This window comes from Lacticigenium naphthae DSM 19658, from assembly GCF_000425865.1.
In the GTDB taxonomy this organism is placed as follows: domain Bacteria; phylum Bacillota; class Bacilli; order Lactobacillales; family Carnobacteriaceae_A; genus Lacticigenium; species Lacticigenium naphthae.
Window position 1 is genome coordinate 1 of sequence record NZ_AUEG01000004.1, and the last position, 20,755, is coordinate 20,755.

Sequence of the window (20,755 nt, forward strand, 5' to 3'; positions counted from 1 at the left end):
CGGCATAACTTTTCCCCATAGAAACATCTAAAGCTAGTACATAAGTCATATTATTCCTCGCTTTCTTTTGTATTGAAAGACCATCACTGCTTCATTTCGTGTCTTATTTCCTGTACTCGGACTCATGGTCCCACATACTTAAACCTGATTTAGAAATGACAGTGAGGGAGCTCAGTTTTTGTTTCGGACTCATAGTCCCTGAGGCTTCAGTCGAGCTTCCTTTCACCCTTACTATACCTCTATAAAAGAAAAATAGTAGGTAAAAACCACCGTCGTGGTCTTTACCTACTAATCTTAGTATGTTTTTCTTATCGGTGGAGAAGTGTTTACAAAGCTTGTAAATTCAATTCCTTCAAGGTCGCATCAATAAATTCACGACGCATCTTAAAATCACTACCATATTGTTTGACGGCAGCAATGTCGCCTTCATCCGAATAAAAACCAGCATATTTATCGGGGTCTTTCACTGCTGAAATGACAGACTGGCAACCTTCATCTATGGTCACAAAAAAGGGATCTAATAACGTAAAGACTATTTTCGCAACTGTTGGACTGACATTGCTTTTCCCAATATTCGTTGAAACCATGCCCGGATGCACCGCAGTAGTCCTAAGTCCTTTGTGAGAGTAGAATTCATGCAGTTCCTGAGCCAAGTAAAGGGTCCCCAATTTAGAACGACCATAACCGGTCACTGCAGAAAAACGTTTCGGTTTGAAAAAGGGCTTTTTCATTGGCGCAAATCTATAAGCATCAGAAGAAACAACGACGATCTGTTTTCTTTCACTGTTCAGAACTAACGGCAACAGTTCATGTGTCAGTAAAAATGGACCCATATAGTTAGTCGCCATCATCAACTCATATCCATCATTACTTTCCTTTTTAGAAGTTGAAACGATCCCGGCATTATTGATTAAACAGTCTATGTGATCGAATCTACTTTTGATTGTCGTTGCAGCATCCCTAACAGAAGAGAGCTCACTTAAATCGCATTCAATTATGTCTACTTTCAACTGGGAATTCAATTCGAGTAATTCTTCTTTTAAGTAGGCACCTTTTTCCAAGTTGCGGACTAATAATAATACCCTATCAAATTCTGTTGCCAAAACTTTTACAGTCCCGCGACCGATTCCAGATGTTGGACCGGTGATGGCTAAAATTGATTCAGACATGTATGCATCCTCCTTTAACATTTATAAGAATTATACACTATCTTTTTCATTTTTTCTTTTCTCCACTACCCTTCTAGTTAAATAAACGACTGGAATGCTTAAAAATAATAATCCTCCACTGAATCTAATAAAGGTTGATGTAACTCGGCCGTCTACCAAAAGAATAAACAAAGAGACTGACACATTTTACACTGCCAGCCTATTTGTTATCCTACTGATTTAGTTTGAGAAATGAATCAGATCAATCAAACCATAATGCGATTTCTTTTTCTGCGCTCTCTTGGGAGTCGGATGCATGGACGGTATTCCTGGACTTATCGATTCCATAAAGGGCACGGATCGTATTATCTGTTGCTTTTTCCGGATTTGTGGCTCCGTTCAATGTACGGACGCGGGTGATGGCGTCTTCTCCTTCAAGGATCAAGGCGACAAGGGGGCCACTGGTGATATACGCCAGCAGTTCCGAGAAAAATGATTTTTCGATATGTGCCGCGTAGTGTTTTTTTGCGATACTTTCGGTTGCTTCTATCATCTTCATTTTTACGATTTTGAGTCCATTGCGCTCATACTCGCTTAAAATGTTACCGATTACATTTCTTTCTACCGCATCGGGCTTAATTAATACAAACGTTCTTTCTAGCATAGACACATTCCTCCTACTAACTGATTTGTGTTTTTAGCTTATCATATTTTTTAGTAGATAGATATTAGATAAATGCACAAGAACTCTGACACGTTTATCAAATAGAGCATAGGAACAAACTCTGGATTATGTTATGATAAAAACATTGCAAAAAAAATGGATACAAAGGAGAAATGAAAATGGATTGGATCAACTTATTGATTGATATCGCAAAGCCTATCGTTCTAGCTTTGATTACGTTTGCTGTAGGATCAGCCGCAATCAAAATCATTGTCAGAATTGTGGGGAATCAGATTGAAAAATCAAAATTAGATAGTAGTTTAAAACCATTCTTAAAATCTGTCTTAAGTGTAGCCCTAAAAATTGTTTTAATCATCACAGTAGTAGGTATATTGGGTATTCCCACAGCTTCATTTGTCGCCATGTTGGGTGCTGCCGGACTCGCTATCGGTTTAGCTTTCCAAGGTTCCTTATCAAATTTAGCGGGCGGAGTGCTGTTACTTTTCATGCGGCCTTTTTCAGTTGGGGATTATATTGAAGCCAGCGGATTTGATGGAACTGTAAAAGCCATTCAGATTTTGTACACTGAACTGATCACACCTGATAACAAGGTCATTTATATTCCAAATGGCGACTTGGCTAATTCAGGGATTGTGAATTACTCAGTCAATAGTACCCGCCGTGTCGATTTCACTTTCGGAGTTGGGTATGAAACAGATAACCAGCATGTTTTAACTACTCTAAAAGGCGTTGTTAACAAGCATACAGCCATTTTACAAGATCCAGAACCTTTTGTTCGCTTATCTGCTCATGGAGACAGTGTTGTTGAATATACGGTAAGAGTATGGGTAAATGCTGAAGACTATTGGGATGTCCATTTTGATATCTTAGAAGAAGTCAAAACGACTTTCGATGCAGAAAACATTTCTATCCCTTATCCGCAGATGGATGTACACGTGAATCAGTAAAAAGATCCTATCCGCATGAAACCGTGTGGATGAGTTCTAAAGCACGCGTGAGAACGATTTAGTATAGGAACTGGAGAAGTTTAGCAGAATACGGACAGAACTTCTGAAGATACCGCTCCTTCCACTACATTTTTAGTTTTGGTCACTGTTCGCTTGAAAATAGGAGAGCAGGTTTGAGGAAGTAACGGTATAGAAAGAGTCCAGGACAATACTGTCTTGGGCTTTTTTCATTTATTCTATTAGGGATAGAATAAATGAAAAAGTAGGATGAAGTGAATCAAACTATGTTTTCTGTAAAAACGAACTTTCCAAAAAAAAAGAGGATTTGTACGCAAATAAAACTACCCACATTCTTCAGAATAGCTTATGATAGAAAAATAAGTTTTTGTAAGGAGCGCGAGCCTGCGCTTTAAAAGAAGCCTGAGGATGTGAAAATATGGAAAAATTTCAAGCTATCAATACATGGGTGAATGGAATCGTTTGGGGATGGCCACTGTTAATTGCTATTTTAGGTACAGGTATTTACTTTACAGTCCAGACTCGCTTTATTTCGTTCACAAAGTTTCCTTATATCATGAAACAAACCTTTTTTAAGATGTTTTCCAAAAGCCAAGTCGGTGAAGGAGAAATCACAGCTTTTCAAGCCGTTGCTACAGCCTTAGCCGCAACAGTCGGGACCGGGAATATTGCGGGTGTCGGGACAGCCATCGCCATTGGAGGTCCGGGAGCTGTCTTTTGGATGTGGATCGCTGCGCTATTCGGAATGGCCACCAAATTTGCGGAAGTCGTTCTGTCCATTGAGTACAGAGAGAAAACAGCCAATGGACATTTTGTCGGTGGACCGATGTATTACATCAAAAATGGCACGAATATGAATTGGCTCGCCATCACTTTTGCCGTTTTTGGAGCTGTCGCTACTTTTGGAATTGGAAACATGGTCCAGTCAAATTCCGTTGCGGACGCCCTCAACACAACATTTGGAATCGATCCATTCATAACAGGACTCGTTTTAGCCACACTAGCTGCCCTGGTTATTTTTGGAGGAATAAAAGCAATCGGAAAAGTCACAGAAATACTGGTTCCGTTTATGGCCCTTGTTTATATAGTCGGAAGCCTGTTCGTGATCCTGTTCAATATTCAAGCTTTACCAGCAGCCTTTGTCCTTATTTTCAAAGAAGCCTTTACGGGTTCTGCAGCTGTCGGAGGCTTTGTCGGATCGAGCTTTTCACTTGCCGTCCGCTATGGGATCGCCCGGGGGGTCTTTACAAATGAGGCTGGCTTAGGAAGTGCACCAATAGCTCATGCGGCCGCTACGACGGACCATCCTGTCCGCCAAGGGATGTGGGGCGTGTTTGAAGTATTCGCAGATACACTGATACTGTGTACACTCACCGCTTTGGTGATCGTGATGACAGGAGCTGTAGAAACTGGATTAGACGGTGTATCCTTAACAGCCGCTGCCTTTGGTATGGGTCTTCCTTTTGGGGAATACATTGTCACATTCGGTATCATCTTTTTTGCTTTCTCAACTATTCTAGGCTGGTCTTATTACGGTGAACGGTGTGTAGAATTTTTATTTGGACCGAAAGCCACCGTTTTCTACCGTCTGGTTTATTTACCCTTGATCGTGGTTGGATCCGTAGGGGGGCTGCGGACAGTGTGGGCATTAGCCGATACGTTAAACGGCTTGATGGCTATTCCCAATTTGATCGGAATAGGCGTGCTCAGTCCGGTTGTGATCAGACTCACAAAAAACTACTTCAAAAAAGGTGGATTATACGAAAAAGATCAAGTTCTCTGAGATATGAGAGCGCACGAGTGAAGCACTTTGGAGGGGAAAATCTTCTGAGGTGCTTCATTTTTTACGACTGTTCAATTGTGAAGAGGAGTCGAATCAGTTGAACAACTTTGTGAATCATTATACAATTAAGAGGTGATATTCAAGATCAGTAATAGAAAGGGAGGATTTATTAATGAAAGCAGCTAGATGGCATGGTCAAAGAGATGTACGTGTGGAAGATGTGAAAACACCCACAGTGGGAGCACATCAAGTGAAAATTGCGGTTAAATACGCCGGTATTTGCGGAAGTGATTTACATGAATATTTAGGTGGACCCATTTTCATTCCGGTAGATAAACCTCATCCTTATTCAAATATAAAAGCACCTGTCACAATGGGACACGAATTTGCCGGAGAAATTGTAGAAGTCGGCGCTGATGTGGAAACTGTATCCGTTGGGGATAGGATCACCGTTGAACCGATTTTGGCTAAAAACGGATTAGTGGGTCAATACAATCTAGATGAGAATCTCGGATTTGTTGGTTTAGCTTCTAATGGAGGCTTTGCAGAATTTTGTGTGGTGGACGCCGGATTGGTGCACCTATTACCTGAAAAAGTAGACTTTGAACAAGGAGCTTTGACTGAACCGGCTGCAGTGGCTCTGTATGCAGTCCGTACAAGTAAACTAAAAGTGGGCGATTCAGCTATCGTTTTTGGAACAGGTCCGATAGGGTTATTGATCGTTGAAGCCTTATCTGCAGCGGGTGCCACAGATATCTATGCTGTAGAGCTGTCGCCTGAACGGCAGGAAAAAGCACGGAAACTCGGAGCGATCGTTATTGATCCTAAAGAAGTCGATGCCGTACAAGCAGTACGCGAAGCAACAAATGGAGGAGTAGATGTTGCGTTTGAAGTGACTGGTGTTCCGATGGTACTGCAACAATCGATCGAATCGGTTAAAAATGATGGAGAGTGTGTAATAGTCAGTATTTGGGAAAAACCCGCTACCATCCATCCAAATGAAATTGTGATCAAGGAAAAAACTGTCAAAGGCATTATTGCCTATCGTCATATTTTTCCTGAAGTTCTCAAATTAATGGAAAAGGGTTATTTTGCAAAAGAAAACTATGTCACGGGCCACATTAAAATTAATGATATTGTTGATAAAGGCTTTGAAGTTCTCGCTAATGAAAAAAGCCAAGTCAAAATCATGGTCTCTCCTGAATAATAAAACTATAGTATAAATATGGTAAGAAGCCTTGGATTTTCAAGGCTTCTTTTTAGATTCTCTGCAATTTTCAAAAGATAGACAAAAGAGTGTGTTTCACCGTAAGGGGAGTAAAAATTTGTGGTAAACTTTCTTTAAATATAAACATAAAGGAGGTAAAGTAATGAAGAAAATAACTAAAAAGAAGGGATCATTCTTTATTATTGGGATTGCTTTGTTATTTTACTTCTTTTATTTTCAGAATAATGCCCTTGTGGTAAGTGAATATACCCTCGCTTCAGAAAAAATTCCACAACAGTTTGATGGATACAAAATTGTTCAACTATCCGATCTGCATAATAAGTCTTTTGGGGATGATCAAAGTGATTTAGTTGAAAAAGTGGAAGATTTAGAGCCCGATTCGATTGTATTCACAGGTGATCTAGTAGATTCAAGGCGGTATGATGAAAAACCCAGTCTAGTGTTGATGGAAAGACTGGTTCAAATTGCACCAGTCTATTATGTGACAGGAAATAATGAATGGTGGTCTGGAAAATTCCAGACACTCGAGATGCAATTAAAAAGCCTAGGTGTACTGGTGATGAGAAATACTACTGAAGACATTACAATTGGAACTGAAAAAATCGCAATGATCGGAATTGATGATCCAATCATTGAAGAACTCTATTTGGAAAGAGCAAATACGAAGGAGAATATCGTGAATGCACTTGATGAAATAGAAGAAGAGACTGATTTTCAAATTCTCTTAGCACACAGACCCGAAATGTTTCCTTTGTATAGTGAATATGGATTTGATGTTGTTTTTTCAGGACACGCTCACGGTGGACAATTTAGAATTCCTTTCGTGGGAGGTTTGGTTGCTCCTGGTCAAGGTTTGTTTCCAAAGTATACATCTGGAACGCACGAAATGAATAACACGACAATGATCGTAAACAGAGGGCTAGGGAACAGTATCATTCCGATAAGGATCTTTAATCGCCCGGAAATTGTCACAGTGACATTGAATTCTGCTAACTAAATCAGCACCAAGAGAAAAGATAGAAAATAGTGAAGTAAAAAATATTTTATTTGGCTATTTACCATTAATAATAAAGACTTTTCAATCGATATGATGAAAATCAAAGAGCAGCTCAAATTGATTATCAAAAATCTATCTGCTATACTTTTGAGTATCGATAAGCAGTACTGAATAAAAAATTGAAGACATACTTAAAATGGAATCCGGTTAGAATCCGGGACGGTCCCGCCACTGTGATAGCATCTTGCTTAAGTCAGGTCTTTTTTACTGTGGTTCTATTCCGTTTTATACTTCGAGGCAAAGTATGAACAGCACCCTAGGAGTAGTATGCCTCTAGGGTGCTTTTTTTATATTTTAAAGTGGGCAGAACGGAACGAAGTGCAGAAATTAAACTAAAAAAAAGGAGAATGAAATATGACAAAGAAAATAATACTGTATACAAAAATAGGATGTGGTCAATGTCTGTTTACGAAAAAACAATTAGAAAAAATGCACTTAGCTTTTGAAGAAAAAAATATCTCTCAGAATCCAGAATGGATAGATGAGGTTAAAGCATTGGGATTTCAAAGTCTCCCCGTTATTTCTATTGAAGGGGAAGAGCCTTTTAGTGGATACCAACCGGATAAGTTAGAAAAGTTGGTTATGTAGTATGCCAGCTATTGTTTACTTTTCTATCACAGGGCAAACGAAAAGATTCGTAACGAAAATACCGAATGCAGAAGTAATCGAAATTGAACCACAAGATCCTTTTATAGAAATGGACAGAACGTACATACTCGTTGTGCCCACTTATGTCGAAGAAATGATCGAACCTGTTTTAGATTTCCTTGAAACAGGAAAAAATAGTGAATATTGTCTAGGAACATTTGGAAGTGGAAATCGAAATTTCGCACAGTTATTTTGTTTCACTGTTGACGAAATAGACAAGAAATACGGGATACCCGTTCTGCACAAATTCGAATTTCAAGGAACCCCAGCAGATATCAAAAAAATAGGAGAGGTGTTAGGGAATGAAAATAGAAAAGATCGATCAACAGTCTAAAGTGACATATTATCAATTGAATAACCAGTTGAATATACCTGTGAATGGTCAGATTCCATTAGTTAAAGATAAAGAGGCTGTAAAGCAGTATTTTTTGGAAGAAATAAATCAACATACGGTTTTCTTTCATAGCTTGGAAGAAAAAATTCACTATCTTCTGAAATACGATTATATCGATGAAATGATTCTATTAAACTATTCTGAGAAAAATGAAGCACCCTATGATTGGGTATTCATTAAAAAGTTATTTAAACAGATTTATGATCACAAATTTCGGTTTAAGAGCTTTATGGGAGCTTTCAAATTCTATGAACAATATGCTTTAAAAACCAATGACGGCAAAAAGTATCTAGAAAGATTCGAAGACCGTATTGCATTTACTGCTCTATTTTTAGCAGACGGAGATAAAAAACTGGCTTTGGATCTAGCTGAAGAGATGATTACTCAGAGATTTCAGCCGGCCACACCTACTTTTCTAAATGCAGGTAAGAAAAGACGGGGAGAGTTGGTATCTTGTTACTTGATCGACCTTGATGACTCCATGCTTTCCATAGCTAGAGGGATCAACTCTAGCTTACAATTGTCCAGAAAAGGCGGTGGAGTAGGTGTCAATCTATCCAATTTGCGAGCTGCAGGTGATCCGATAAAACATATCGAAAATGCCTCCTCTGGTGTGGTGCCGGTTATGAAGTTACTTGAAGATAGTTTTAGCTATAGTAACCAACTCGGTCAACGCAATGGTGCCGGAGCAGTTTATTTAAGTGTTTTCCATCCGGATATCTATGCTTTTTTATCGACAAAAAAAGAAAATGCCGATGAAAAAATCCGCGTTAAAACTCTTTCTTTAGGATTGACCGTTCCAGATAAATATTATGAATTGATAAAAACCAATCAGCCCATGTACTTATTTAGTCCCTATGATGTAGAACGAATATACGGAATACCCTTTTCTTATGTGGATCTTACAAAAGAATACGATAAGATGGTCAAGGATCCGGAAATCCAAAAGACAAAAATCAATGCAAGGGAACTGGAACAGGAAATATCTCGACTGCAGCAAGAATCGGGTTACCCTTATATCATCAATATCGATACCGTAAACCGCCAAAATCCAGTAGATGGAAAAATTATCATGAGTAATTTATGTAGCGAAATATTTCAACCCCAGGAACCCTCTGTTTTAAATCCTGATTTATCTTATGAATCTACCGGAACAGATATCAGCTGTAACTTAGGGTCGACAAATATTGTCAATATGATAGAATCGCCAGACTTCAAAAAATCGATTGAGATTGCGACACGCGCGTTGACTACTGTTACAAAAAATAGTGCGATCGAAGAAGTCCCTACAATCAAACGGGGCAACGACTTGTATCACACAATTGGTTTGGGTGCGATGGGGCTGCATACAACTTTTGCGTTAAATCAAATCGAATATGGATCTCCGGAATCACTTGAATTCACCGATGTTTATTTTAGAACACTCAACTATTATTCCTTGGTAGCAAGTAATAAAATTGCTCAGGAAAAAGGAGAGACTTTTAAAGATTTTGATAAATCAACCTATGCAGAAGGTTCCTATTTTGATAGCTATATACAAGAATCGCTCCACTATCGGTTTGAAAAAACGAAAGACATCTTCAAAGGCATCACAGTTCCAACAATAGAAAACTGGAAAGAGTTAAAAGGGAACGTTAAGAAATACGGGCTGTATCATCGAAATAGATTGGCGATCGCACCAACAGGTTCTATTTCCTATATCAATGAAACGAGTGCTTCTCTGCACCCGATCACACAAAGAATTGAACATCGTCAAGAAAAAACAATCGGAGCTATTTACTATCCTGCTCCCTATCTATCGGATGAAACGATTGACTATTACACATCCGCCTATGATATGGATCAAAGAAAAATCATTGATTTGTATGCCGCCGCGCAAAAACACATAGATCAAGGGATGAGTTTAACGCTATTTATTCGTTCTGAATTGCCAAAAGGATTGTATGAATGGAAAAAGAACAATGCGCAGAAATTGACTACAAGAGATTTGAATAGACTACGCAACTATGCTTATTCCAAAAAAATCAAATCTCTTTATTATGTGAGAACGTATACTGACGATGGATCCATTATTGGGGCAAATAGTTGTGAAAGCTGCATGGTTTGAGGAGGAGAAAGCAATGAAAAAATATTTGCATTATCAAGCGATCGATTGGAATAAACTAGAAGAGACCATCGACAAACATACTTGGGAAAAACTTACTTCGCAATTTTGGTTGGATACCCGTATACCTGTCTCCAACGACTTGGATGATTGGAGACAATTGTCTTTAGAAGAAAGGGATGTAGTCAACAAAGCTTTTGGAGGATTGACTTTACTGGATACACTCCAATCAGAAGTGGGAGCGAGTGTCATGAAACAAGATGTTCGTACCCAGCATGAAGAAGCAGTATTAAATAATATACTCTTTATGGAATCTGTTCATGCAAAAAGTTACAGCACGATTTTTATTTCATTAAATGAAAATCGAAAAATCGAAGAAATATTTGACTGGACGAATCAGAATGAACGTTTACAGTATAAAGCCAAAAGAATCAAAACGATTTATGATACAGGGACTCCTTTACAGAAAAAGATTGCCAGTGTGTTTTTGGAGTCTTTCTTATTCTATAGTGGGTTCTATACCCCGCTGTGGTATTTAGGAAATAATCAGTTGCCGAATGTGGCTGAAATCATCAAACTGATTATTCGGGATGAATCAGTCCATGGAACTTATCTGGGATATAAATTTCAGCTAGGGTATAAAGAGTTAACTGAAGAAGAACAAGCTGATCTGCGTGACTGGATGTATTCTTTGCTTTTTGATTTATTAGAAAATGAATTCGTCTATACGGAAGAACTGTATGATACCGTTGGCTGGACTCAAGAAGTGAAAGTGTTTGTACAATACAATGCAAATAAAGCTTTGCAGAATTTAGGGTTTGAATCGCTATTTCAAGAGGCAACAGAAAAAGAGATCAATCCAATCGTAATGAATGGTCTTTCAACAGATACGAATAATCATGACTTTTTCTCGCAGGTCGGTTCTGGATATTTAATGGGGGAAGTTGAGGCTATGGAAGAGGATGACTATGATTTTTAGCTGACAAAAACAGATTCTAGAAAAACTATTACTGTCAGAACAAAGGGGGATCAGAATGGAAGAACTGGGATCGAGACATAGAAACGATGTGCAGTATTATGTTATTAAAAGGGATGGAAAAAAACAGTTGTATTCAACAAATAAGTTAATACTTTCCCTATCTAAACTTTTGAAAGAAGATAAAAAAGCTATTGAAAAGATTAAAATGATCATTGAAAAAGAGGTAGAGTTTTTAGTAAAGGAACAAGGAAAAATTTCCGCTGTTCAGCTTTCCACTATCATTTGTACTTCTTTAGAAAACGGAGGTTTCAAGGATGCTAGGGGTTCATATGAAAAGTTTCAGCGAGATAAACAGCAGAATTTTGATAATAACAGGAATGTACAATATAAAATTGCCGAACTGGAAGCGAAAGAGGCCACTGTTGTCAACGAGAATGCAAATAAAGACAGTAGAATATTCAATACTCAACGCGATTTAACAGCTGGAGTCGTTTCCAAGACAATGGGACTGAAACGACTACCCGATCATGTAGCGAAAGCCCATGAAAAAGGGGATATACATTATCATGATTTGGATTATACGCCCTATTTACCGATGACTAATTGTTGTTTGATCGATTTTCAGACAATGTTTGAAAAAGGGTTTTACATCGGGAATGCAGAAGTTGAATCACCAAAATCTATTCAAACTGCGACAGCTCAGACAGCACAAATTATAGCCAATGTGGCTTCAAGTCAGTATGGCGGATGTACATTTGATAGAATTGATGAAGTGCTGGCTCCTTTTGCACGACTGAACTATGAAAAACACTTGAATACAGCAACCAAATGGATAGATGACCCTGAACAAAGAGAATTATTTTCTAGAGAGAGAACCAAAAAGGATATATACGATGCGATGCAAAGTTTAGAATATGAGATCAATACATTATATACTTCTCAAGGTCAAACCCCCTTCACAAGTATCGGGTTCGGTTTGGGAACGAATTGGATTGAAAAAGAAATCCAAAAAGCCATCTTGAATGTGCGAATAAAAGGATTGGGCAAAGAAAAAAGAACGGCTATTTTCCCCAAATTAATTTTCAGCTTAAAAACTGAGTTGAATCTTAAACCAGAGGATCCTAATTATGACATCAAAGTGCTAGCTTTAGAGTGTTCTACTAAACGTATGTATCCCGATGTATTGAACTACGATAAATTAGTTGAACTAACCGGTAGCTTTAAAGCACCAATGGGTTGTCGTTCTTTTCTGCAAGCTTGGCAGGATACTAAAGGTAATGAAATCAGCGCGGGTAGAATGAATTTGGGTGTGGTAAGTTTAAATATTCCCCGTATTAGTCTGGAAGCAGAAGGGAATAGGGAAGAGTTCTGGACATTATTTGATGAAAAGATGAAAATCATGCATGATGCATTAGTCTTTAAAGCAGAACGCGTCATGGAGGCCCAACCAGAAAATGCACCTATTTTATATAAATATGGTGCATTTAAAGACCGATTGGATGCTGATGATAAAGTAAAAAGTTTATTTATCAATCGTCGAGCAACCGTATCAATCGGATATATTGGACTATATGAAACAGCCACTGCTTTCTTTGGGCCAGATTGGGAAAATAATAACAGAGCAAAAACTTTTACCTTTGACATAGTCAAACGCTTAAAAACCTATGCAGAACGTTGGTCAATAGAAACAGATTTACATTTCAGTGTTTATTCTACACCAAGTGAAAGTCTGACTGATCGTTTTTGTCGCTTGGACAAAAAGAAGTTTGGAAGGATAAAGGATGTAACAGATAAAGACTATTACACAAACAGTTTCCACTATGATGTCAGGAAAAATCCAACTCCTTTTGAAAAAATAGATTTTGAAAAGGATTATCCTAGATATTCTAGTGGAGGATTTATTCATTACTGCGAATATCCGAAACTACAAAGCAATCCGAAAGCTTTAGAAGCAGTATGGGACTATGCCTATCCCCGCATTGCTTATCTAGGAACCAATACTCCTATTGATCATTGTTACCAGTGTGGATTTGAAGGAGATTTTCATCCGACAGCTCATGGATTTAAATGTCCACAATGTAAAAATACTGATCCGGAAACATGCGATGTAGTCAAAAGAACATGTGGTTATTTAGGTAATCCTCAAAAACGGCCGATGATAGCCGGGCGGCACAAAGAAATTGCTTCTCGTGTGAAGCATATGAAAAGAAGTGAGTATAATGAATCCAATTGAATGGACAACAAAACAATGGAGTCAGAATTTTATTGCTGACTATAAGCCGTATAACTTTGTGGATGGAGAAGGAGTTAGATGTAGCCTGTATGTCAGCGGGTGTCCATTTGCGTGTAAAGGCTGCTACAATAAAGCGGCACAAAGCTTTTCTTACGGAACGCTTTATACAAAAGAAGTAGAAGAACAAATCATAGAAGATCTGAGTGCTGATTATTGTCAAGGACTGACTTTACTAGGAGGAGAACCCTTTTTAAATACAGATGTGACAATTCCTCTTTCTAAAAGAGTGAAGAACACTTTTGGTGATACAAAAGATATTTGGTCCTGGTCGGGTTATACGTATGAGGAAATTTTAGCTTCCTCACAAGATAAACGGGAACTCTTAGATACTATTGATGTTCTTGTTGATGGTCGATTTGTACTTGATCAATTTGATTTGGGTCTCGATTTTAGAGGAAGTAAAAACCAACGTATTATTGATGTGCAATCTTCTTTAAAGAAAAAGAAAGTTGTCCTATGGAAACAAGGCGGATACAAATGAAGATAGAGAAGATTGTGTGGGTTGAATAGCTAGGGCAAGTATAGAAAAGAGTATCACAAAAGAACGAAGAACTCGTCGAATGATGAAAAGCCCTAATATCAAAACTGCTTGACGTGGACGTAGAGTCATAAAAAAACAAAAAAGTTAAACTAGGTATAAGTTGAACCTCACCTTTTTTATGCCAGCCTTCTAGCGACTACTGTTTGGTCATGGAAGGCTAGTTTTTTACTTGTCTAAATATTTACTGGCTTCTTGAATACTTAATGGATGAAGTTTTTTTTGATATTTGGATAAAAAAGATCGGACCCAGGCTGGATTTGTCTTGCTGTAGTCACGCAGACTCCATCCAATGGCTTTATTGATGAAGAATTCAGTGTCTCCTAAATTTGCTACAATGATTTTTTCAAGCAACGCGACATCTGTTTGTTCTTTTCGGTGCCGCTGATGGTTGATTGCGATACGTCTCAGCCAAATGCTATCGGCAGTACTCCATTCGATCAAAGTGGCATTTACTTCGGGTTCCTCCAGTGCGATTTTTCCAATGACTTTATCCAAGCTATCGATGGTATCCCACCATGGTTTGGTCAAAGCTAATGCTTTGATTTTGGGAATATCATTGGCGGCTAATGCCTTCTGTTTTAGATTAAGGTAATCAGCTCCTACATACTGATATTCTCGGTAAGGGGAGTCCCAACATTCTTTCAGGAATGTCCAATCGACCTCTTTTTCTTTGCGGGCTTCCTTAAAGAAAGCGCGTGTGATCTCCCGTCGTTTCTCGGCCTGGATACCGAGAAAGTTAAATTGGTCACGCATATAGGCACGCATGTGTACGGCTTTGGTGGAATCTCTATGTGCTACTAATTCATCAAATAATTGTTGCTTGTTCAAAAAATCGACTCCTTTCTCTGTATGAAAATTTTGATTGAACGTTTCCTCTCTTAAAATTTAACATGAAATACAATGGTAAAGGAAGCTTAAAATAGAATTAGACAATAGGATGTCTCATTCAGCAATTTGGTTTTGAACGAAAGATGAATTATTCGAAATTGCCTTCGTTTGATCTTAATGATAAAATAACGAAAAGGAGCGATAAAAATGCATAGAGATGAAAAGATAATTTCTATTGTCAGTGAAGAAAAAAAAATTGAGGTCAATGAACTTGCTACACGATTGGGAGTTTCAAAGGTAACGATGCGTAAAGATTTGGACAAGTTGGAAACAAGAGGGATCATCAACCGGCAGCACGGCTATGCATTGATCAATAATGAAGATGATATCAATTATCGCTTAGCAGTGAACTATGAGTTGAAATTAAATATAGCTAAAAAAGCGGCCGAATCTGTAAAAGACGGTGATACAGTCATGATCGAATCGGGATCATCTTGCACCTTATTAGCTGAAGAACTAGCAAAACAGAAGAAAAACATTACGATAATTACGAATTCTACATTTATTGCTTCCTATATCCGCAAATTAGAAAATGTGCATATTATTTTATTGGGAGGAGAATACCAGAAAGATTCCCAAGTTAATGTGGGTCCTCTTTTAAAAAAAGTAATCGAAAATTTTTATGTGGATAAATTATTTGTGGGAATCGACGGCTTTGATGAGAATAGAGGATTTATGGGAAGTGATCTCGCACGCTGCGATGCTGCTCAAATAATGGCAGAATCGGCTAGAAAAACAATAGTACTGACAGATTCTTCTAAATTTCTTAGACGAGGAATGGTAGCAGAATTCTCTTTTGAAGAAATTTTTCAAGTATATACGGATAAAGAAATTGAAAGTGAAAAGATAATTTTGTTACAACAAAAAGGAATAGAGGTAGTTTTAACCTAATTCAATGTTAGTGTAAAAATCGAATGGGTAAAATATAGTTTCTATTTTCATTTTTAGAAGAAAATAGAAACTATTTTATTTGCAGTAAGACGGCACATTTATTTTGAATGAAATATATAAAGTTTCATATGAACGATAATAATCCACTAAAGAAACAGCACAAATGTGCTGTTTCTTTAGTGGATTTTTTTAAAAAGCTTGGTACAGAGCTTTTTAAGTAATTTTTTAACAAAAACGGATCAAAATAGTAAGGGTTTTCAATTACACTTAACATATACTTAACAACAAAAAAATAGGAGGGAATAAAGTAACAGACGAAAATTTTTTATAAAATCATGAGGAGGAATTATAAATGAAGAATATGTTTGGGTATTTACAAAAGATTGGAAAATCATTGATGTTACCCGTTGCTACATTGCCTGCAGCAGGGATTTTAATGGCATTAGGTATTTTATTACAAAATGAAAGCTTGCTCGAAACGATCCCATTTATGAAAACGGATGGATTTCAATTGCTTGCAACGGTAATGGCAGATACAGGAAATATAATATTTGGTAACTTGCCTCTTTTATTTGCTATAGCGGTGGTTATTGGCTTAACAAATAATGATGGAACATCAGCACTTTCTGGTGTCATCAGTTATTTAATGATAAATATGTCAATCAATGCATTTTTGGGAATCACACCTGAAATGGTTGCTGCTGATGGACAAGCCTATGCAACTATTCTCGGTATCCCAACATTACAAACAGGAGTTTTTGGAGGGATCATCGCCGGACTGATTGGCGCTTGGTGTTATAATACTTTTTATCAAATTGAACTTCCTGATTATTTAGGGTTCTTTTCTGGAAAGCGTTTTGTACCCATGGTTACCGCAGTCGTTTCTATTGTAGCAGGATTTGTTCTCACTCTGGTGTGGCCACAATTTCAACAGCTGCTTACTGCGTTTTCACAAACAGTGATCGATACAAATCTAACCTTTGCCGCAGGTATTTTTGGAATTGTCGAAAGATTGTTGATTCCATTTGGTTTACACCACGTATTCTATGCTCCGTTCTGGTTTCAATTTGGTGAGTACATGAGTGCAGACGGAACGCTTATTTTCGGAGATCAATCTATTTTCTTTCAACAAATGCGTGAGGGTGCAGATTTCACTGCCGGTGCATTCATGACAGGGAAATTTCCGTTTATGATGTTTGGATTACCAGCAGGAGCACTTGCGATGTATCATACAGCAGAGGATAAAAAGAAAAAATTAGCTGGGGGGATACTCTTATCTGCAGCGTTAACTTCCTTTTTAACAGGTATAACAGAACCAATTGAATTTACTTTCTTATTCTTAGCCCCAGGGTTGTTTGTTATCCATAGTCTCTTTGCGGGAATATCGTTTGCTTTGATGAATCTTTTAAATGTCAAAATCGGAATGACTTTATCTGGTGGATTGATCGACTATATATTATTTGGGGTCATTCCAAATAATACTTCCTGGTGGTTGGTCATTCCTGTAGGTCTGATTTTCTCATTCTTATATTACTTCACTTTTAAATGGTACATTCTCCGTTTCAATGTTCCTACCCCAGGAAGAGACAAGACAGATAAAGTAGCGAATATCGCAGATAATTTTGACAAGACAACAATTTCTTGGAACGTTTTAGATGCATTAGGAGGTCTGTCAAACATTAAATCTGTTGACGCCTGTATTACTCGCTTACGGATGGAATTATACGATAACTCAGCGGTAGATAAACCCCGTTTAGCTGAATTAGGAGCAATGGGTGTTGTTGCAGTTGGAAGTGGACTACAAGTGATCTTCGGAGCGAAAGCTCAAGTTTATTCTAATGAGATAAACTATATTATGAAAGAAAATAGTGCGCGTCCGGATGATTTAGTGAAAATTGATGAAATTGAGGGCGATGAAAAGGCCCTTATCTTTGATGCACAAATCTTTTCACCCGTTTCAGGAGATATCATCCCCATTACAGAAGTTAATGACCCGGTATTTTCGCAAAAGATGATGGGAGAAGGATTTGCTGTACAACCAGAAATGGATGATAATATTGTTCATTCACCAGTAGAAGGTGAAGTAATCAGTCTATTTCCAACTAACCATGCAATCGGACTACGTACCTCTTGTGGATTAGAACTGATTGTTCATATTGGTTTAGATACTGTAAAACTAAATGGAAAAGGATTTAAACCCCTGATAGCCATTGGTCAAATGGTTAAAGTAGGTGAACCCTTAGTAGAAGTTAACTACCAAATATTAGAAGAGTATAAAAAAGATCCTTTGGTAGTCGTTGTCTTTACCAATTTAAGTGACGAAAATGTGGAGCTACAATATACCGGGAATCGAAAACATGCCGAAGACATCATCGTAGATTTTAACTTAGCCTATAGCTGAGTGAACAAATCAAAGCTGTATTTACTGTGAGCGGAAATGATTGTTAACAGAGATTTTGTTAGCAATCATTTTTTTAAGGGACACTTTTGGATAACGAGAACCCTTCTCATTATCCAAAAAGTATCCATAGACCACTGCACATTTGTGCAATTTAGATCTAACTCTCTATTTATGAATTGAATAAGATTTAGACACATGGTAAAATAATTACGAAAGAAACAAAAAAATGTTTCAAACGAAAGGGTGGATAGTATGTCAATAGCTACTATAAAAGACAAAAAGTTAGAGAAGAATGAACCATATTTCGGAAATTTAACTGAGAGAATGTCTGAATATCGCGAAAAAGTCTTGACAAAGAAACCTTATATTTGTGCAGAACGTGCTCTACTTGCCACAGAAGCTTATAAGGAACATGATCATAAACCTATCGTTATCAAAAGAGCACACATGTTAAAAAACATAGTAGAAAAAATGTCTATCTATATAGAAGATGAAACATTCATTGTTGGAAACCAAGCAGCTTCTAACAGAGATGCACCCGTTTTTCCAGAGTATACAATGGAATTTGTCCTAAATGAATTAGATACTTTTGAAAAAAGAGATGGCGATGTTTTTTATATTACAGAACAAACTAAGGAAGATCTTCGCTCCATGGCACCTTTTTGGAAAAATAAAACCTTGCGAGATTACTCGGGTTCGATCCTACCAGAGGAAGTAAAAGTGTTTATGGATACAAACTTTTTTGGTATGGAAGGGAAAATGAATTCGGGAGATGCACACTTAGCTGTCAATTATCAAGAAATGCTTAAAGTTGGTCTAAAAGGCTATGAGAAGCGTGTCAAAGAATACAAAGAAGCATTAGATCTAGCAGAATTAGGGAGTCTGGAAAAATATCATTTCTATGAATCCGTATTGATCGTGATCGCATCAGTGAAAACTTTTGCAGAGAGATACGCCGCATTAGCTAAGGAAAAAGCAGAAACAGCTTCTCCCGAAAGAAAAGCAGAGTTAGTAGAGATAAGCAGGATTTGTTCGAAAGTACCTTATGAACCAGCCGACTCACTGCATGAAGCTATACAATCTGTCTGGTTTATTCAATTGATTCTTCAAATCGAGTCTAATGGCCATTCTCTTTCATATGGACGGTTAGACCAGTTCTTATATCCCTATTTCATGAATGATGTAAATGCAGGAAAGATAGAAGAAGATCAAGCAGTTGAATTATTGGCGAACCTATGGATAAAAACTTTGACTGTCAACAAAGTTCGTAGTCAAGCACATACTCAAAGTAGTGCAGGAAGTCCGTTGTACCAAAATGTCACGATTGGCGGACAAACCCGTGATAAAAAAGATGCTGTAAATAAATTGTCGTATTTGGTACTGAAAAGTGTAGCACAAACTAAGTTACCTCAGCCGAATTTGACTGTTCGTTATCATGAAGGATTAGATGATCGCTTTATGAATGAATGCGTTGAAGTGATGAAATTAGGTTTTGGGATGCCTGCTTTTAATAATGACGAAATCATCATTCCATCTTTTACTCGAATTGGCGTGGCAGAGGAAGATGCCTATGATTATAGTGCGATTGGTTGTGTGGAAACGGCTATTCCTGGTAAATGGGGCTATCGTTGTACAGGAATGAGTTATATGAATTTCCCGAAAATTTTGATGATCGCGATGAATGACGGGATCGATCCGGTTTCTGGCCATCGTTTCACAAAAGGATATGGTCATTTCAACGAAATGCAGTCATTTGAAGAGCTTCAAGAAACGTGGGATAAAGTAGTCCGCGAACTGGCTCAGAAGAGTGTGATCGTTGAAAATTCTTGTGATATTGGATTGGAAAAGAAAGTGCCCGATATTTTGTGTTCTGCTCTGACAGATGATTGTATTAAACGAGGCAAGACCATTAAAGAAGGTGGAGCTGTATACGACTTTATTTCAGGCTTGCAAGTTGGGATCGCAAACTTAGCCGATTCATTGGCAGCTATTAAAAAATTAGTTTTTGAAGAAAAGAAATTTTCACAAGAAGAATTATGGGAAGCTCTCACGACTGATTTTGAAAGCGAAAGAAGTAAAGACATTCAACAGATGTTGATCCATGATGCTCCCAAATATGGGAATGATGATGATTATGTTGATTTACTAGTGACACATGCTTATGACAGTTACATCGATGAGATCAAGAAGTATCCGAACACTCGCTATGGTAGAGGACCAATCGGTGGAATTCGTTATGCGGGGACTTCTTCTATCTCGGCAAACGTTGGACAAGGTATGGGAACAATGGCTTCACCAGATGGGCGTAAAGCCTGGACACCATTGGCTGAAGGGTGCTCACCTTCCCATAACATGGATCAAAATGGTCCGACTTCTGTAATGAAATCTGTTTCTAAATTACCTACGGAAGAAATTGTCGGGGGAGTATTACTCAACCAGAAAATCAATCCACAAACACTTGCTAAGGAAGAAGACAAACAAAAATTAATACTGATGCTACGTGCCTTTTTCAATAAATTGCATGGGTATCATATTCAATACAATGTAGTTTCTCGAGATACATTGATCGATGCACAAAATAATCCGGAAAAACATAGAGACTTGATTGTCCGTGTTGCTGGGTACTCAGCGTTCTTTAATGTACTATCAAAAGCTACACAAGATGATATCATTGAAAGAACAGTACACGTTATTTAATAACCAAATGGTAAGCAGAAGAGAGTGGGACAAAAAACGTTCAGACCCGAATC

16 protein-coding genes and 1 riboswitch are annotated in these 20,755 nt (G+C 37.8%); of the genes, 13 read left to right on the forward strand and 3 right to left on the reverse strand.

The genetic code is table 11. The features are described from left to right. Positions 1-326 precede the first annotated feature (326 nt). Entirely contained in the window at positions 327-1,169 is an 843-nt protein-coding gene (locus H626_RS0105035) for an SDR family NAD(P)-dependent oxidoreductase (RefSeq protein ID WP_027108370.1), read from the reverse strand. Positions 1,170-1,410: 241 nt separating this feature from the next. After that, positions 1,411-1,812: a nucleoside-diphosphate kinase gene (gene ndk, locus H626_RS0105040; RefSeq protein ID WP_027108371.1), complete on the reverse strand. Its 402-nt coding sequence runs from the start codon at positions 1,810-1,812 to the stop codon at positions 1,411-1,413. A 179-nt stretch (positions 1,813-1,991) separates the two neighbouring features. Here ndk and H626_RS0105045 point away from each other — a divergent pair, with 179 nt between their 5' ends. The 10 genes from H626_RS0105045 to nrdG all read left to right on the forward strand — a co-directional run bounded on the left by H626_RS0105045 (position 1,992) and on the right by nrdG (position 13,765). Next, positions 1,992-2,780: a mechanosensitive ion channel family protein gene (locus H626_RS0105045; protein ID WP_051237841.1), complete on the forward strand. Its 789-nt coding sequence runs from the start codon at positions 1,992-1,994 to the stop codon at positions 2,778-2,780. Between the two features lie 436 nt (positions 2,781-3,216). Next, positions 3,217-4,581, forward strand: a complete 1,365-nt coding sequence (locus H626_RS0105050) for an alanine/glycine:cation symporter family protein (RefSeq protein ID WP_027108373.1) — start codon at positions 3,217-3,219, stop codon at positions 4,579-4,581. Positions 4,582-4,753: 172 nt separating this feature from the next. Further along, a complete protein-coding gene (locus H626_RS0105055; RefSeq protein ID WP_027108374.1) occupies positions 4,754-5,788 on the forward strand; it encodes a 2,3-butanediol dehydrogenase in 1,035 nt (344 codons plus the stop codon). A gap of 163 nt (positions 5,789-5,951) precedes the next feature. Then, complete coding sequence (locus H626_RS0105060; protein WP_027108375.1) at positions 5,952-6,806, forward strand: metallophosphoesterase; 855 nt, start codon at positions 5,952-5,954, stop codon at positions 6,804-6,806. Between the two features lie 170 nt (positions 6,807-6,976). Then, a riboswitch (adenosylcobalamin (AdoCbl) riboswitch) is annotated at positions 6,977-7,121 on the forward strand. A gap of 99 nt (positions 7,122-7,220) precedes the next feature. Next, complete coding sequence (gene nrdH / locus H626_RS0105065; protein ID WP_027108376.1) at positions 7,221-7,454, forward strand: glutaredoxin-like protein NrdH; 234 nt, start codon at positions 7,221-7,223, stop codon at positions 7,452-7,454. Position 7,455: 1 nt separating this feature from the next. Then, positions 7,456-7,848 carry a class Ib ribonucleoside-diphosphate reductase assembly flavoprotein NrdI gene (gene nrdI / locus H626_RS0105070; RefSeq protein ID WP_027108377.1) on the forward strand — a complete coding sequence of 131 codons (393 nt, stop codon included), beginning with the start codon at positions 7,456-7,458 and terminating at the stop codon, positions 7,846-7,848. Further along, on the forward strand, positions 7,817-10,015 hold the full coding sequence (gene nrdE, locus H626_RS0105075; RefSeq protein WP_035618694.1) for a class 1b ribonucleoside-diphosphate reductase subunit alpha: 2,199 nt from the start codon (positions 7,817-7,819) through the stop codon (positions 10,013-10,015). Before nrdI ends, nrdE begins: the two co-directional genes overlap by 32 nt. A 13-nt stretch (positions 10,016-10,028) precedes the next feature. After that, positions 10,029-10,991, forward strand: coding sequence for a class 1b ribonucleoside-diphosphate reductase subunit beta (nrdF, locus tag H626_RS0105080; RefSeq protein ID WP_027108379.1), 963 nt, complete (start codon positions 10,029-10,031; stop codon positions 10,989-10,991). A 55-nt stretch (positions 10,992-11,046) separates the two neighbouring features. Then, positions 11,047-13,224 carry an anaerobic ribonucleoside-triphosphate reductase gene (gene nrdD, locus H626_RS0105085; RefSeq protein ID WP_027108380.1) on the forward strand — a complete coding sequence of 726 codons (2,178 nt, stop codon included), beginning with the start codon at positions 11,047-11,049 and terminating at the stop codon, positions 13,222-13,224. Further along, positions 13,211-13,765: an anaerobic ribonucleoside-triphosphate reductase activating protein gene (gene nrdG / locus H626_RS0105090; protein ID WP_027108381.1), complete on the forward strand. Its 555-nt coding sequence runs from the start codon at positions 13,211-13,213 to the stop codon at positions 13,763-13,765. The genes nrdD and nrdG overlap by 14 nt, the downstream gene beginning before the upstream one ends. A 225-nt stretch (positions 13,766-13,990) precedes the next feature. Here the strand turns inward: nrdG and H626_RS0105095 are convergent, their stop codons facing one another. After that, positions 13,991-14,653 carry a DNA alkylation repair protein gene (locus tag H626_RS0105095; RefSeq protein WP_027108382.1) on the reverse strand — a complete coding sequence of 221 codons (663 nt, stop codon included), beginning with the start codon at positions 14,651-14,653 and terminating at the stop codon, positions 13,991-13,993. 207 nt (positions 14,654-14,860) lie between these two features. Between H626_RS0105095 and H626_RS0105100 the strand changes: the two genes are divergently transcribed. From H626_RS0105100 to H626_RS0105110, 3 genes are all read left to right on the forward strand, one after another. Next, the gene (locus H626_RS0105100) at positions 14,861-15,604 is read left to right on the forward strand and encodes a DeoR/GlpR family DNA-binding transcription regulator (RefSeq protein WP_027108383.1); all 744 of its coding nucleotides are present in this window, start codon (positions 14,861-14,863) and stop codon (positions 15,602-15,604) included. 352 nt (positions 15,605-15,956) lie between these two features. After that, positions 15,957-18,005, forward strand: coding sequence for a glucose-specific PTS transporter subunit IIBC (gene ptsG, locus H626_RS0105105; protein ID WP_027108384.1), 2,049 nt, complete (start codon positions 15,957-15,959; stop codon positions 18,003-18,005). Between the two features lie 252 nt (positions 18,006-18,257). Next, positions 18,258-20,702 (forward strand): glycyl radical protein, encoded by a 2,445-nt coding sequence (locus H626_RS0105110; protein ID WP_051237843.1) that lies wholly within the window; start codon positions 18,258-18,260, stop codon positions 20,700-20,702. Positions 20,703-20,755 lie beyond the last annotated feature (53 nt).